A 14,717-nucleotide genomic window follows, 5' to 3' on the forward strand; every position below is an offset into this window, starting at 1 on the left:
GGACGATGGCGCAGGATCGGGGGGAGATTGCGCCATCGGCGTTCGAGCGCGTGGTCCAGAGCGTCGCCCTTCTGGGCGGCGTGCTGCTGATCACGCTCTCGGTGACGGTGGTGATCAGTGTCACGCTGCGCTCCGATTTCGTCGGGGGGGCCGGCGTGCCGGGTGATTTCGAGCTGGTGCAGATGGCGACGGCGCTCGCCGCCTTCTGCTTCCTGCCCTGGTGCCAGCTGCGCCGCGGCAACATCTTCGTCGACACCTTCACACTCAAGCTGCCCGAGCGCTGGCAGCGCCGCATCGATGCGGGCTGGGACATGGTCTATGCGCTGGTGATGGCGCTGATCGCCTGGCGGCTCGCGGTGGGGGCGCGGGCGGCCTTCGGCACCGGCGAAACCAGCATGGTGCTGCTGGTGCCGAGCTATCTGCCGATCGGCTTTTGTGCCGCGCTCGCGCTGCTGGTGTCCGTCTCGGCCATGGTCAGTGCGCGGCGCCTGCTGAGGCAGACAGCGTGAGCGGTTTCGCTATCGCCATCACGGGCTTCGTCGTTCTGCTCGCGCTGATGGCGCTGCGGCTGCCGATCGGGCTCGCCATGATGCTGGTCGGGGGCGTCGGCTACATCCAGCTCAACGGGCTCGACCCGTTCCTGAACTATATCCGCACCACGCCCTACCAGATCTTCGCCAATTACACGCTGTCGGTGATCCCGTTGTTCGTGCTGATGGGCGCCTTCGCCGAGCGCTCGGGGCTCGCCGGCGATCTGTTCAAGGCCGCCGCTGCGCTGGTCGGGCACCGGCGCGGCGGGCTCGGCATGGCGGTGATCGGCGCCTGCACCGGCTTCGGGGCGATCTGCGGTTCGGCAGTGGCGACGACCGCGACCTTCTCGCGCGCGGCGCTGCCGGAGCTGCGGCGCTACCGCTACGATCCCGGTTTCTCCTGCGGGGTGATCGCGGTCGGCGGCACGCTGGGCATCCTGATCCCGCCCTCGGTCATCCTGGTCGTCTATGCGATCTCGACCGAGCAGAACATCGCCAAGCTGTTCAAGGCGGCGCTGATCCCGGGCCTGCTGGCGGCCGCGTTCTACTGCGTCACGATCGCGCTGATGAGCCGCCGTCACCCTGACTGGGTTCCGGCGCAGCCGCGCATCGCCTGGGCCGACCGCGTGCGGCCGCTGCTCGGCATCATCCCGGCGCTGCTGGTCGCGGTCGTCGTCGTCGGCGGGATCTATGGCGGCGTCTTCACGCCGACGGAGGGGGCTTCGGTCGGCGCCTTCGTCATGCTCGTCATCGGCCTTGTGCGTCGCACGCTGACGCCCGCTGCGGTACGTCAGGCGATCCTGCAGACGGCCGAGACCTCGGCGATGATCTTCGCGATCCTGCTCGGGGCGGAGGTCTTCAATGCCTTCCTCGCCCTGACCCAGGTGCCGACCGCGGCGGCGGAGATGATCGCCGCTTCCGGCTGGGCGCCCTACACGGTGCTGATCGGCCTGCTGCTGTTCTATATCGTGCTCGGCGGGGTGATGGACGAGCTGGCGATGATCCTGCTGACGCTGCCAGTGTTCTTCCCGATCGTGACCGCGCTCGATTTCGGAATGCCGACGGACGATGTCGCGATCTGGTTCGGCATCCTCGTGCTGATCGTCGTCGGCATCGGCATGACCTGCCCACCGATCGGCCTCAACGTCTTCGTCGTCGCCTCGCTGGCGCGCGACGTGCCCGTGACGCAGATCTATCGCGGCGTGCTGCCCTTCGTCGCGGCCGACATCCTGCGGCTGGGTGTCGTGGTGGCATTTCCCGCGCTCACGCTCTATCTGGTGAAGCTGCTGGAGTGATTGCGCCGGAGCCTGCCCGTGACCGTGAACGATCTCGACATCGACGACATCAAGGCCGGCCTCGCCGACGGCTCCATCCTGATCGTCGATGTCCGCGAGCCGCATGAATTCGCCGCCGGGCATATTCCGGGTTCGGTCTCGCGGCCGCTCTCGCGCTTCGACCCCGCGGATCTGCCCAATGAGCCCGGCAAGAAGCTCGTGCTCTCCTGCGCCGCCGGCGTGCGCTCGCTGCGGGCGCTGGAGTTCGCGCAATCGGCCGGGCTCGATGTCGACAGCCATTATCTCGGTGGCTTCAAGGACTGGGCGATGCGGGGCGAGCCGGTGGAGCAGGGATGAGCCGCAGCGCTCCGTCCAGCCCGCCGATCTTGACGAAAGCTGACGCATGACGATCCAAAACGGTCTCCGCGGCGCACTTTCCGCCGTCCTTCTCGCTGTCGCGCCCGGCGCCGCCGTCGCGCAGGCACCCGCCGCTCCGTCCGCACGCACGGCTCCGGTCCAGGATGCCGAGCTCCAGACGGCGATCGCCAAGTCGAACGCCTATACGGCGCTGATGAACCGCACGCTGCGGGCGATCCAGTCTTGGGAGCGCTATGGCAGCTGGGTCGATCTGAAGAAGGGGCCGACCGGCAAGGAGCGCTATATCGGCTACGGGCTCTACAGCCTCTACGACGTTACCGGCGAGATCCGGAAGGCCGAGGAGTTCCTGACGCGGGAGCCGAAGCTGCCGGCGATCGATGCCTCCGTCGCCGCCTACATCAAGGCCTATCAGGAATTGGCGCCCCTGATCACGCGGGCCGAGCGCTACTACGACCGCAAGGATTACCGCGACGACAATCTCGCCGAGGGGCAGAAGCTGCACGGGCTGATGGTGCCCGCGGCGCAGAGCTTCCTCGCCGAGCGCGCTCGGCTGGATGCGCTGATGCGCGACTACAAGAAGGGGCTCGACCAGCGCGAACTCGCCTCGGTCGAGCAGCGCGAAGGGCGCTCCGCCCGCTGGCAGATCCGCAATGTGATGATCAACGCACGGTCCGTGATGGATCAGATGCCCAGCAACGAGAAGCCGATCGTCGATCTGAAGGCTTTCAGCGCCACCGTCGCCGATTACGCCGCCGCAATCCGCGAACTCGACGCGTTCAAGGACAAGAACCCTGGCACGTCGCTGATGATCGACAGCCAGGCCGGGTCCTGGCTCGGCAAACTGCGCGATTTTTCCGACAAGCTCGCCAAGAGCAAGGGCGATGTCCGCCGTGGCGCCGCCAACGACGCCAACTGGATCGTCAACAACTACAACATGATGGTCAGCCTGTCTGAGACCGCGGCGCGGATGCCGCGGTAAGGGCGATGCGCTGCGTGCATCCCCGCGCGCGATCCGGCGGGGCTGACCGCGGCCCGATTCTATTTCAGTGTTTCATTCGACCAATCTGAGGGACTTTCGGCCATGCGCCCCATGAAATTCGGATTCGGACAGCCGGTCCGCCGCGTCGAGGATCAGCGCCTGACCACGGGGGCCGGGCGCTACACGGACGACACCGCCGTCGAGGGGGCTCTGCACGCCTTCGTCCTGCGCTCGCAATACGCCCATGCCACCTTCAAGATCCGCGACAAGGAGACGGCGCGCCGGATGAAGGGCGTGAAGCTGATCCTGACGGGCGAGGACGTCGCCCATCTCGGCGATCTGCCCTGCAAGGGACTGATCAAGACGATCTCGGGCGAGCCGGTGAAGCCGCTGCCCGTGCCGGTGCTGCCGACCGACACCGTGCGCCATGTCGGCGAAGCCGTCGCCTTCATTGTCGCCGAGACGCTGGCCCAGGCCCGCGACGCCGCCGAGGCGATCGACATCGAGTGGACGACGTTACCCTCCGTCACCGGGATCGAGGAGGCGCTCGATCCCAAGGCGCCGCAGCTCTGGCCGGACCGGCCGGGCAATGTCGCCTTCGAGGCCGAGCAGGGCGACAAGGCGAAGACCGACGCCGCCTTCGCCAAGGCCGACCGCACGATCTCCGTGACGATCGTCAACAACCGCCTCGCCTCCAACTACATGGAGACCCGGGCCTGCATCGCCGAGTACGACAAGGCGGCGAAGCGCTGGACGCTGACGCTCGGCAGCCAGGGCAGCCATGGCACGCGCGACATCCTCGCCAAGAACATCCTCAAGGTCGATCCATCGCGCATCCGCGTGGTGACCCCGGATGTCGGCGGCGGCTTCGGCACCAAGATCTTCATGTACCGCGAATACCCGCTGACCATGGTCGCGGCGGAGAAGCTGAAGCGCCCCGTGCGCTGGGTCGCGGACCGGACCGAGCATTTCCTCGCCGACACCCATGGCCGGGCCAATCTCGCCACCGCGACGATGGCGCTCGACAAGCGCGGCAAGTTCATCGCCCTGAAGGTGGATCTCGCGGCCGAGATGGGCGCCTATCTCTCGCAATACGGGCCCTTCATCCCCTGGGTCGGCACGACGATGACGCCGGGCTGCTACAACATCCCGGCCGTGCATGTGCGCTTCCGCGGCATCCTGACCAACACCATGGCGGTCGACGCCTATCGCGGCGCGGGGCGCCCCGAGGCGGCCTATCTGATCGAGCGGCTGGTCGACGCCATCGCCCGCGAGACGGGCAAGACGCCGGACGCGGTGCGCGCGCTCAACTTCGTCAAGCCGAGCGAGATGCCGCATCAGACCCAGACCGGCCCGGTCTACGATTCCGGCGAGTTCGAGGGCCATATGCGCCGCGCCATGGAGGTGGCGGACTGGAAGGGCTTCAAGACCCGCCTCAAGGCCGCCAACAAGTCCGGCAAGATTCGCGGCATCGGCATGGCCAGCTATATCGAGGCCTGCGGCGGCGGCGGGCCCGAGAGCTCGACCGTGATCCTCGAGAAGGACGGGACCGTCACGGTGCTGATCGGGACGCAGTCGAACGGGCAGGGGCACGAGACGGCCTATTCGCAGCTCGTCTCGCAGCATCTCGACATCCCCATGGACCGCATCCGCGTGATCCAGGGCGACACCGACAAGGTCGAGACCGGCTCCGGCACCGGCGGGTCGCGCTCGATCCCCGTCGGCGGCGCGGCGCTCGACAAGGCGACCTCGATCCTCTCCGACAACCTGAAGCAGCTCGCCTCCGAGAAGCTCGAGGCCGGGATCGGCGACCTCGAGATCGTCGACGGGGCGGTGCGCGTCGTCGGCACCGACAAGGCGCTCGACCTCGCCGCTATCGCGGCACTGCCCGGAGCGACCACCGAGAAGCTGCGCGTCCACCAGAGCTGGCAGCCGCCGGAGGCAACCTATCCGAACGGCACCCATGTCTGCGAGCTGGAGATCGACCCGCAGACCGGCGCGACCGAGATCGTCAACTACGTCGTGGTCGACGATTTCGGCATGACGCTGAACCCGACCATGCTGCAGGGCCAGGTCCATGGCGGCGCGGCGCAGGGCATCGGCCAGGCGCTGATGGAGGAGATCCGCTTCGACTCCTCCGGGCAGATGCTGACGGCGACCTTCATGGATTATGCGCTGCCGCGCGCCATCGACATCCCGAACTTCCATTTCGAGACGCGCAATGTCCGCTGCGTCACGAATGCGCTGGGCGTGAAGGGGGCGGGCGAGGCTGGTGCCATCGGCGCCTGCCCGGCGGTAATGAATGCCATGGTCGATGCGCTGGACCGGGCCGCTGGCATCAAAGCCATCGACATGCCGGCGACGCCGCTGAAGGTGTTCAACGCCCTGAAGGACGCTGGCTACCGGCTCTGACGCAAGGGCAGTCTTGCGTTCGCGCAAGACTGCTCACGCGAATGGCACTTGGCGACGGCGGCCGGATCGGATGATCTGGAACGGTTCCAATCGGCGCCGCCCCGGCGACCGAAGCCTTCAGGGAAGCGCCATGATCCGCACCATCGCCGTCGCCGCCATTCTGGGACTGGGCGTCACAGCCGTCCTCGCCCAGTCGGATCCGATCACCGAACGCCGCAACGCGATGAAGGCCGTCGGTGCGGCGACGCGCGACGGCGCCGCGATCGCGAAGGGCGAAGCGCCTTTTGAGGCCGCGAAGGCTCAGGCGATCGCCAAGGCCTATGTCGATTCGGCCAAGAAGATGCCGGGCCTCTATCCCGACAACAGCAAGACCGGCGGCGAGACCACCGCGGCCCCGAAGATCTGGGAGGACCAGGCCGGCTTCAAGGCCGCTTTCGCCAAATTCGAGACCGATGCCGCCGCGATCGGCACGGCAACCGACGTCGCGAGCTTCCGCACCGCCTTCGGCAATGCGACCAAGAATTGCGGCAGCTGCCACGAGGTCTACCGCATCAAGAAGTGACGTCGGCCGCCGAGGCGGCCGAGGGAGCTTTCCGGCTCCGGTCACGTTGTGCTGACATGCGCGTGCCGCGGCCCTGGCCGCGGCACGTCTTTTCCGTCTTCCGGGGAGTCTCGAGATGCTGCGCCTTCGCCGTCTGCTGGTCACGCTCGTGCTGCTGGCTGCGGTGGGACTGGCCGGCTTCTATCTGCTCACCGACCCGCGCGTGGTCTCGCCGTCGCCCGAGATCGGCACGCTGGGAGCGCCCGACATCGAGAACGGGCGCATCCTCTTCGCCGCGGGCGGCTGCGCCTCCTGCCATGCGACGCCGAACCAGGACGATAAGCTGAGGCTCGGCGGCGGACTCGCGCTGGATTCGCCTTTCGGAACCTTTCACGCGCCCAACATCTCGCCCCATACGCGCGACGGCATCGGCAATTGGGGCGTTCAGGACTTCGTCGACGCGATGGCGGCTGGGGTCTCGCCGAAAGGCCAGCACTACTACCCGTCCTTCCCCTATACCTCCTACCGGTTGATGCCGCCCAAGGCGCTGGCCGATCTTTTCGCCTATATCCGCACGCTCACCCCCGTCGAGGGCCGGGCGCCGCCGCATGAACTCCCGTTCCCCTTCAACATCCGCCGCGTCGTCGGCGGCTGGAAGCTGCTGTTCTTCGAGCGCGGCGCCTTCCGGCCCGATCCGACGAAGAGCGAGGAGTGGAACCGCGGCGCCTATCTGGTGAACGGGCCGGGTCATTGCGCCGAATGCCACTCCAACCGCAATGCGCTGGGCGCCATCATTCCCGCGACGCGCTTCGCCGGCGGGCCGGATCCGGAGGGCAGGGGGTTCGTCCCCAACATCACCCAGACGCCCGAGGCGCTCGGCAAATGGTCGAAGGGCGAGATCGCCGAACTGCTCAAGACCGGCTTCACGCCCAATTTCGACAGCGTCGGCGGCACGATGGCGGCGGTGGTGCGCAACACGGCGCAACTGCCGGAGGCCGACCGTCAGGCGATGGCGGAATATCTGAAGTCGCTTCCGGCGGTGCAGGGCCCGCCGAGGCCGGTGAAGACGGGAGGTTGACTCCGGCTGGCTACCTTGAGCACCGCGCCGATTGACGCTATATCACGTCGGTCTGGGTGGCTCGGAGGCTGTCATGTCCCTGGCTCAATATGCTGATCACGGCCTGTTCGCACCGCGCAAGATCGCGGAGGCCTGGCGCACGACCAGCGAGGAGGTTGCCCGCACGGCGGGGCTTGGCCGCGACGCGGTGCAGCGCCGCGAGCGGGTGCGCTCCGACAGGACGCAGCGGCGCCTGCGCGAAATGGTCGAAATCATCAACAAGGTGGAGCCGCGCTTCGGGTCGGCCCTGATCGCCTATGCCTGGTACCGCTCCGAGCCGCTGGCGGGCTTCTCCGGTCAGACGGCGATGCAGTTGGTGCGGGGCGGGCGCGCCGACGACGTACTCGACTACATTGATGCGATCGACGCAGGCGTTCACGCCTGATGCAATGCGATATCGTGGAACGCTCTACCGGGCGCTGAATCCCGTCTATGCGCGTGAGCCGCTGTCCGGCCAGGGTGCGGCTCTGTACGGAGGCCGGTTCAACCCGAGGGGCATGGCGGCGCTCTATCTCTCGCTCGCGGTCACGACGGCCCTGAGAGAGGCCAACCAGGCCGGCAGCCTGCAGCCGACGACGCTCGTCTCTTACGACGCCGATATCGACGCGATTTTCGACAGTCGTGACGAGGCTGGGCTCGCCCGCATCGGCCTGTCCCGTGAAGCCCTCGCCGATGCTGGCTGGCGCGACAGGATGCGCCAGGATGGGCAGGCCCCGACGCAGGAACTTGCACTCACGCTGGTCGCTGACGGTTATCGCGGCCTGATGGTGCGCAGTTTCGCGGCGGGTTCCAAAGCCGAGGATATCAATCTCGTTCTCTGGCGCTGGGGCGGCGCAGTGCCCGAACGCCTGACCCTGATCGACGACGAAGGCCGTCTCTCACGCTAGAGCGTCCGCACTATTCCATCACCGCGGCCTTGAGGATGCAGACCATCATCGCGGTGCCCGGCTCGCTGCCGACGCAGCGGACGATGTGGCGGCGGTCGCAGCGATAGCGCAGCGTCTCGCCGGCCTTGGCGCGCTGGACGATGTCGCCGACCTCGACCTCGAACTCGCCGGAGGTGACGGAGAGCGACTCGATCGAGCCGCGCTGATGGCCTTCGGAATCGAGTTCGCCGCCGGGCTCCGACTGCACATCGTACCATTGCAGCCATTCGACGGTCTTGATCCAGCCGACGATGGCGAGCTTCAGCTTGCCGTCCTCGGAGACCAGGATCGGCGTGTCGGCACGGGCCGTCTTCTCGATGAAGGGCTCTTCCTCGCCGCTGGAGAGCACCCGCTCGATCGAGATGTCGAGCGCCTGGGACAGACGCCAGATCGTCGCCAGCGTCGGATTGGTCTCGTTGCGCTCGATCTGGCTGATGATCGACTTGGCGACGCCGGACTGTTCGGCGAGCTCGGAGAGCGAGAAGTTGTAGGCCTTGCGCAGGCGCTGGATCGTCTTGCCGAGCTGCCCCGAGATGACGTGAGCCCCGGAATCGAACTCGCGTCCGCCACGCTCTTTCGTCTCGATACCCATGTGAACCGGCCTGCCTCGCCTGTCGGATCGTTTGCACGATCGAACGAAAATGTTTGTCTCGCCGGACAATGCCTCTTGCCGTGGCGCGGGGCAAGCCGCGGCAACGCGGCGCGTGGCTCAGGTCGGCCGGGTCGAGCTGATCTCGCGCTGCTCGCGCTTGAGGACGCCGAGGCGCTGCTCGCGCAGGATAACGTAAATCCCCGAGGCGATGACGATGGCCGCACCGATCAGGATGGTCGAGACCGGCCATTCGCCGAAAACGAACCAGCCGATCAGCACGGCCCAGATCATCGTCGAGTATTCGAAGGGCGCGATCAGCGAAGCGTCGCCGAAGCGATAGGCCTGGACGAGGAGGATCTGACCCAAGCCGCCGAGGATGCCGATGGCGACCAGCATTCCGGCCTCGGTCAGATCCGGCATGCGCCAGCCGAAGGCGAGCGTCGTCAGCCCCAGCGCGCTGGTCAGCAGCATGAAGTAGAAGACGATCGCGCCGGTGCTTTCCGTCTTCGTCAGCAGGCGCACCTCGATCGAGGCGAAGGCCGAGCAGAAGGCGCCGAACAGGCCGAGTGCGGCGCCCAGCGCCGGCCCGGCCTGCAAACCCTTGGACAGCACGCCGCCGGTCAGGTGCGGCGAGAGCATGATCAGAACCCCGACGAAGCCAATGGTGACCGCGCTCCAGCGATAGATCCGCACGCGCTCCTTCAGCACCAGAGCCGCCAGCACGACGACGCCGAGCGGCGCCGCGTAGCCAAGCGCGACCGCATCGGACAGCGGCAGGAACTGCAGCGCCGCGAAGCCGCAGAACATGCCGGTGGAGCCGATGACGCCGCGCTTAAGATGGCCGCGCAGATTGCTCGTCTTCAGCGCGCCCGGAAGTTCCGAGCGCCAGGCCAGCCAGATAAGCAGCGGAATCAGCGCGAAGAACGAGCGGAAGAAGACCAGCTCCCCGGTCGGATAGCGCGTCGACATATGCTTGATGCCGGCTGACATCAGCGTGAAGGACAGCGCCGAGAGGAGTTTGAGGCTGATGCCGAGGAGCGGAGACAAGGGACCGGCGCAATGCGAGAGGGCGGGGGCGCCCCGCTTCGCCCTTCGTTAGATCATGTCCGGAAAGGGCCTCAAAGCGCGAAGCCTGCAACCCCGTCAGGCCGCTCGCGGGAGGGTGACGTCTGTCCGAGCGCCAGTCTTCCCGATCGCCCGGATGTCGTGCGAGTTCCCATGAGGGGCCGAGGGTTCTCGACAACCCACGGGTGATCCCGGATCTCCGCTTGGCTTCGTCCGGGATCACCTGCGCCGACATCAGGCCGCGTCAGCGCCTGAGACCAGCGCTCAGAAGCTCCCCCGGAACGCCCCGCCGTCGATCAGGATGTTCTGGCCGGTGATGTAGCCGGCATGGGCGCTGGCGAGGAAGGCGCAGAGCCGGCCGAACTCGTCGGCCTCGCCGAAGCGCCCGGCCGGCACGTCGGCGCGGCGCGCTTCTGCCATCTCGGCGACGCTGATCCCCTTCATGGCGGCCATCTTGGTCAGGCCGCCCTTCAGCCGGTCGGTGTCGAACATGCCCGGCAGGATGTTGTTGATCGTGACGTTGGCATGGGCGACCTCGCGCGCCACGCCCGAGAGGAAGGCGGTCAGCCCGGCGCGGGCCGCCGAGGAGACGTCGAGCCCGGGCAGGGGAGTCAGCACGCTGGCGGAGGTGATGTTGACGATGCGGCCGAAGCGCCGGGCGATCATGCCGTCGACGACGCGCTGCACCAGTTCGAGCGGCGTCGCCATGTTCTGGACCACGCCTTCGAGCAGCGCTTCGCGCGACACATCGCGAAACCCTTTCGGCGGAGGGCCGCCATTGTTGTTGACCAGAATGTCGGGCTCGGGGGCGGCAGCGAGCAGGGCGTCCTGCCCGGCGCGGGTCGAGACGTCGGCGACGACGGGGATGACGGTCGCGCCGGTGCGGGAGCGGATCTGGCGGGCCGTTTCCTCGAGAGTCGTGCCGTCGCGTCCATTGATGACGACGGTGCAGCCGGCTTCGGCGAGCGCCTGCGCGCAGCCGCGACCGAGCCCCTTGCTGGAGGCGCAGACAATGGCCGTACGGCCCGAAATTCCAAGATCCATGGCGTTCCTCAGGAGGTTCTTAGCGTCGAATGGCAGTGAGACCACGGATCGCAGGGCCCGTCATCAAAGCGCAACGCAAATCAGACACATGCCGGGCGCATCGCAACAGGATGGGCCGGGTGGCATGGGCGACGAGGACGACGCGAAGCAGGTTCGCAGCATCTTCATCTCGGATCTGCATCTCGGCACGCGCGGGGCGCAGGCCGATCTGGTCCTCGAATTTCTGCGCGCCTATGACGCGCCGCAGATCTATCTGGTCGGGGACATCATCGATGGCTGGCGGCTGAAGAGCGGCTGGTATTTCCCCCAGTCGCACAATGACGTCATTCAGAAGCTGCTGCGCAAGGTTCGCAAGGGTTCGAAGCTGATCTACGTCACGGGCAACCACGACGATTTCCTGCGCGACTTCACGGGCCTGCAGTTCGGCGGCATCACGCTCGTCGACGAGATCGTCCACGAGACGGCGGACGGAAAGCGCCTGCTGGTCATCCATGGCGATCTGTTCGATCTCGTCGTGCGCAACGCCAAATGGCTCGCCCTGCTCGGCGACTGGGCCTACACGCTGGCGCTGGCCTCCAATGTCGTCGTCAACAAGGTCCGGCGGCTGCTGCACCTGCCGCATTGGTCGCTCTCGGCCTGGGCGAAGAACAAGGTCAAGAACGCGGTCAGCTATATCGGCGAGTTCGAGACCTGCCTCGCCGCCGAGGCGCGCCGGCACCAGGCCGATGGCGTCGTCTGCGGGCATATCCATCACGCTGCCTTCCGCGAGATCGACGGGCTGACCTACATCAACACCGGTGACTGGGTCGAAAGCTGCACGGCGGTGATCGAGCATCACGATGGCCGCTTCGAGATGATCCGCTGGCCGCAGGGGCGGCTCAAGGGCCAGGCGGCGGTGCCCGTCGTCGTCCCGGCCCGGCCGACTCCGGTTCCGGCGCTGGTGGAAGCCGCCTGATGCGGGTGCTGATCGCGACGGATGCCTGGCGTCCGCAGATCAACGGCGTCGTGCGCTCGCTGGAGCGCATGGCGGAGGCGGGTCCGGATTTCGGCGTCACCCCGAAGATGCTGACGCCGGAAGGCTTCCGTCAGATCGGCCTGCCGAGCTACCCCGACATCCGCATCGCGCTGGCGACGCAGCGCGCCATCGCCGAGCGCATCGCGGATTTCGCGCCCGATCATGTCCATATCGCCACCGAAGGGCCGATCGGCTGGCTTGCCCGGGCCGTCTGCCTCGCGCAGAAGCGGGTCTTCACGACGAGCTACCACACCCGCTTCCCGCAATATGTCGCGGCGCGCTGGCCGATTCCCGAAAGCTGGAGCTACGGTTTCCTGCGCCGCTTCCACGGGCCGGCCGCGGCAGTGATGGTCTCGACCGCGACCGTCGAGGCGGAACTCCGCCAGCACGGCTTCGACAACATCGTGCGCTGGGGACGCGGCGTCGATCTCGCGCTCTTCCATCCGCGGCCGCAGAGCGTGCTCGATCTGCCGCGGCCGATCTTCCTGAGCGTCGGCCGGGTCGCGGTCGAGAAGAATCTCGACGCCTTCCTGTCGCTGCGGCTGCCGGGCAGCAAGGTCGTGGTCGGCGACGGACCGGCGCGGGCCGATCTGCAGCGCGCCTATCCGGACGCGGTCTTCCTCGGGACCCGTGAGGGGGAGGATCTGGCCGCGATCTACGCCTCCTCCGACGTCTTCGTCTTCCCGAGCCTGACCGACACCTTCGGCATCGTTCTGCTGGAGGCGGCGGCGAGCGGGCTTCCGGTCGCGGCCTTCCCGGTGCAGGGCCCGCGCGACGTCTTCGCCGGCAGCGGCGCGGCGGTGCTGGACGAGGATCTGCGTTCGGCCGCGCTGCAGGCGCTGCGGATTCCGCGCGAGATCTGTCTGGAACTCGCCGGGCGCCACAGCTGGCAGGCCAGCGCGTCCCAGTTCTACGGGCATATCCGGCGGGTGGCGCGGCCCCAGGCGGCGCCTGACACTACAGCCTTCGCGAGCCTGTGTGGCGCGGAAGGGCGGGAGCGGCACCGTCTGACGGCTTGAGCAGCGCGCGGAATCCGTCCCGCCGCTCGTGAATCGAGGCGATCACGAAACCCATGGGCACGCCGAGACCGACGAGAGCCGCTTCCGAGAGCTGCAGGCTGGCCTCGATCGTCTCCGGAACCGCGTCGTTGACGCCGATCTTGTAGAGATGGCGGGCATGGTCGGCATCGCGCGCGCGGGCGACGATGACGAGATCGGGCCGCAAGTCACGCGCCGCCGTCACGATCGCGTCGACCGCACGGGGATTGTCGATGGTGACGATCAGGGTCGTGGCTTCCATGACGCCGCAGAGGCGCAGGAAATCGGGCCGCGTCGCGTCGCCATAGAAGGCCGGGCGGCCGGCGCGGCGCTGGGCGGCGATCAGCATCGGATCGGCGTCGATCACGATGTAAGGTTGCCGGTGTTCCTCCAGCATGCTGCCGACGAGCTGGCCGACACGGCCGCCGCCGACGACGATGGCGCGCGCGGTGTGGTCGTCGGGCGGCAGGATCTGCGCCTCCTCCGGCAGGGCCACCGGCACGGCCAGCGTCCGCGCCAGGCTGCGGGCGAGACGGGCGAGCAGCGGCAGGGCGATCATCGTCAGCGAGACGCTGGCGAGAACCAGGCTCGCCGGCGCCTGCTCCAGCAGCTTCGCTGCAACGGCACCGCTGAGCAGCACGAAGGCGAATTCACCGCCTGGGCCCAGCATGATCGCGGTTTCCAGCGCGGTCGCCTTCGACAGTTTCAGCAGGCGGGCGAGGGCGTAGACCAGCAGGGACTTGGCGGCGAATAGGCCGACCGCGATGCCGAGGATGGCATAGGGATGGGCAGCGATCTCGGCCGGGTTCACGCCCATGCCGACGGTGAGGAAGAAGACGCCGATCAGCAGCGACTTGAACGGCTCGATCGTCACCTCGATGGCGCGGCGATATTCGGTCTCGGCGAGTAGCAGACCGGCGATGAAGGCACCCAGCCCCATGGAGAGGCCGGCTGCGGCGGCGATCATCCCGGTGCCGAGCGCGATCAGCAGCGTCGCCGCCATGAAGCTCTCGGAGGAGTCGGTCGAGGCGACCAAGCGGAAGAGGGGCCGCAGCGCCCGCCCGCCGACAAGCACGATCACGGCGATCGCGGCGAAGGCCTGGAGCAGGGCCTGGACGAGGCCCGCCAGCAGCGAGCCGCCGCCGCCCTGCGCGCCGAGCACGCTGACGAGGAAGAGCAGCGGCACGACCGCGATGTCCTGGCTGATCAGCACCGCGAAGCTGGCGCGACCGGCCGAAGAGGTCATCCGTCTCTTTGCCGAGAGGAGTTCGACCACCATCGCCGTCGAGGACAAGGCGAGGCCGAAGCCGATGATCAGCGCTGCCGTGGCCGGCTGGCCGAGCGCATAGGCAACGCCCCCGATCGCGGCCGCCGACAGGACAATCTGCCCGAGGCCGAGCCCGAAGACGAGGCGGCGCATGGTCTTGAGGCGCTCGAAGGAGAGCTCGAGCCCGATCACGAACAGCAGGAAGGCGACGCCGAGCTCGGCCGGGCCGGCTAGCGCCTCGGGGCTCGAGACGGTGATCGTGCTGAGCAGCGGGATCGAGGAGACGAGCCCGCCGAGGCCGAAGGGTCCGAGCAGCGCGCCGCAGGCCATGAAGGCGACGACCGAATTGATCTTGAAGCTCTTGGCGAAGGGCACGATGACGCCCGCCGTCGCGAGCACCACGGCAGCGTCCTTGTAGACGGAAGGGTCGACGGTGGCGGCCAAGAGGTGCCTTGCGATTCGGAAGGAGGAGGAGAGTGTTTCGACTGTGCGGTTTCGGCCGCGCCGACACAACCGGCGCGGCACGGCGCAAGGGCGAAT

15 protein-coding genes are annotated in these 14,717 nt (G+C 67.7%); 11 read left to right on the top strand and 4 right to left on the bottom strand.

Annotated features, from left to right (window positions below; translation table 11 throughout):
- Window positions 1-5 precede the first annotated feature (5 nt).
- The 9 genes from AX750_RS23380 to AX750_RS23420 all read left to right on the top strand — a co-directional run bounded on the left by AX750_RS23380 (window position 6) and on the right by AX750_RS23420 (window position 8,118).
- Window positions 6-509: a TRAP transporter small permease gene (locus AX750_RS23380; RefSeq protein WP_066720651.1), complete on the top strand. Its 504-nt coding sequence runs from the start codon at window positions 6-8 to the stop codon at window positions 507-509.
- Window positions 506-1,825: a TRAP transporter large permease gene (locus AX750_RS23385; protein WP_082734930.1), complete on the top strand. Its 1,320-nt coding sequence runs from the start codon at window positions 506-508 to the stop codon at window positions 1,823-1,825. Before AX750_RS23380 ends, AX750_RS23385 begins: the two co-directional genes overlap by 4 nt.
- An 18-nt stretch (window positions 1,826-1,843) precedes the next feature.
- A complete protein-coding gene (locus tag AX750_RS23390) occupies window positions 1,844-2,161 on the top strand; it encodes a rhodanese-like domain-containing protein (RefSeq protein ID WP_066720695.1) in 318 nt (105 codons plus the stop codon).
- 46 nt (window positions 2,162-2,207) lie between these two features.
- On the top strand, window positions 2,208-3,161 hold the full coding sequence (locus AX750_RS23395; RefSeq protein WP_066720654.1) for a YiiG family protein: 954 nt from the start codon (window positions 2,208-2,210) through the stop codon (window positions 3,159-3,161).
- Between the two features lie 102 nt (window positions 3,162-3,263).
- Complete coding sequence (locus tag AX750_RS23400) at window positions 3,264-5,573, top strand: xanthine dehydrogenase family protein molybdopterin-binding subunit (RefSeq protein ID WP_066720657.1); 2,310 nt, start codon at window positions 3,264-3,266, stop codon at window positions 5,571-5,573.
- Window positions 5,574-5,703: 130 nt separating this feature from the next.
- Window positions 5,704-6,135, top strand: coding sequence for a cytochrome c (locus tag AX750_RS23405; RefSeq protein ID WP_066720660.1), 432 nt, complete (start codon window positions 5,704-5,706; stop codon window positions 6,133-6,135).
- A 115-nt stretch (window positions 6,136-6,250) separates the two neighbouring features.
- On the top strand, window positions 6,251-7,192 hold the full coding sequence (locus tag AX750_RS23410; protein ID WP_066720663.1) for a cytochrome c: 942 nt from the start codon (window positions 6,251-6,253) through the stop codon (window positions 7,190-7,192).
- Window positions 7,193-7,265: 73 nt separating this feature from the next.
- Window positions 7,266-7,616 (top strand): antitoxin Xre/MbcA/ParS toxin-binding domain-containing protein, encoded by a 351-nt coding sequence (locus tag AX750_RS23415; protein ID WP_066720666.1) that lies wholly within the window; start codon window positions 7,266-7,268, stop codon window positions 7,614-7,616.
- 4 nt (window positions 7,617-7,620) lie between these two features.
- On the top strand, window positions 7,621-8,118 hold the full coding sequence (locus tag AX750_RS23420) for an RES domain-containing protein (RefSeq protein WP_066720668.1): 498 nt from the start codon (window positions 7,621-7,623) through the stop codon (window positions 8,116-8,118).
- A 10-nt stretch (window positions 8,119-8,128) separates the two neighbouring features.
- Here the strand turns inward: AX750_RS23420 and AX750_RS23425 are convergent, their stop codons facing one another.
- The 3 genes from AX750_RS23425 to AX750_RS23435 all read right to left on the bottom strand — a co-directional run bounded on the left by AX750_RS23425 (window position 8,129) and on the right by AX750_RS23435 (window position 10,858).
- A complete protein-coding gene (locus AX750_RS23425; protein WP_066720671.1) occupies window positions 8,129-8,749 on the bottom strand; it encodes an XRE family transcriptional regulator in 621 nt (206 codons plus the stop codon).
- Window positions 8,750-8,866: 117 nt separating this feature from the next.
- Window positions 8,867-9,796, bottom strand: a complete 930-nt coding sequence (locus tag AX750_RS23430) for a DMT family transporter (RefSeq protein WP_066720672.1) — start codon at window positions 9,794-9,796, stop codon at window positions 8,867-8,869.
- 282 nt (window positions 9,797-10,078) lie between these two features.
- Window positions 10,079-10,858, bottom strand: a complete 780-nt coding sequence (locus AX750_RS23435; protein ID WP_066720676.1) for an SDR family oxidoreductase — start codon at window positions 10,856-10,858, stop codon at window positions 10,079-10,081.
- Window positions 10,859-10,982: 124 nt separating this feature from the next.
- Here AX750_RS23435 and AX750_RS23440 point away from each other — a divergent pair, with 124 nt between their 5' ends.
- Together AX750_RS23440 and AX750_RS23445 are read left to right on the top strand one after the other, a co-directional pair.
- On the top strand, window positions 10,983-11,813 hold the full coding sequence (locus AX750_RS23440; RefSeq protein ID WP_066720679.1) for a UDP-2,3-diacylglucosamine diphosphatase: 831 nt from the start codon (window positions 10,983-10,985) through the stop codon (window positions 11,811-11,813).
- A complete protein-coding gene (locus AX750_RS23445; RefSeq protein WP_082734929.1) occupies window positions 11,813-12,892 on the top strand; it encodes a glycosyltransferase family 1 protein in 1,080 nt (359 codons plus the stop codon). Before AX750_RS23440 ends, AX750_RS23445 begins: the two co-directional genes overlap by 1 nt.
- Here the strand turns inward: AX750_RS23445 and AX750_RS23450 are convergent.
- Window positions 12,831-14,621 carry a cation:proton antiporter gene (locus AX750_RS23450; RefSeq protein ID WP_067255036.1) on the bottom strand — a complete coding sequence of 597 codons (1,791 nt, stop codon included), beginning with the start codon at window positions 14,619-14,621 and terminating at the stop codon, window positions 12,831-12,833. The genes AX750_RS23445 and AX750_RS23450 overlap by 62 nt on opposite strands.
- Between the last annotated feature and the right edge of the window lie 96 nt (window positions 14,622-14,717).

Source organism: Methylobacterium sp. CCH7-A2 (assembly GCF_001557075.1).
Taxonomy (GTDB): domain Bacteria; phylum Pseudomonadota; class Alphaproteobacteria; order Rhizobiales; family Beijerinckiaceae; genus Allobosea; species Allobosea massiliensis.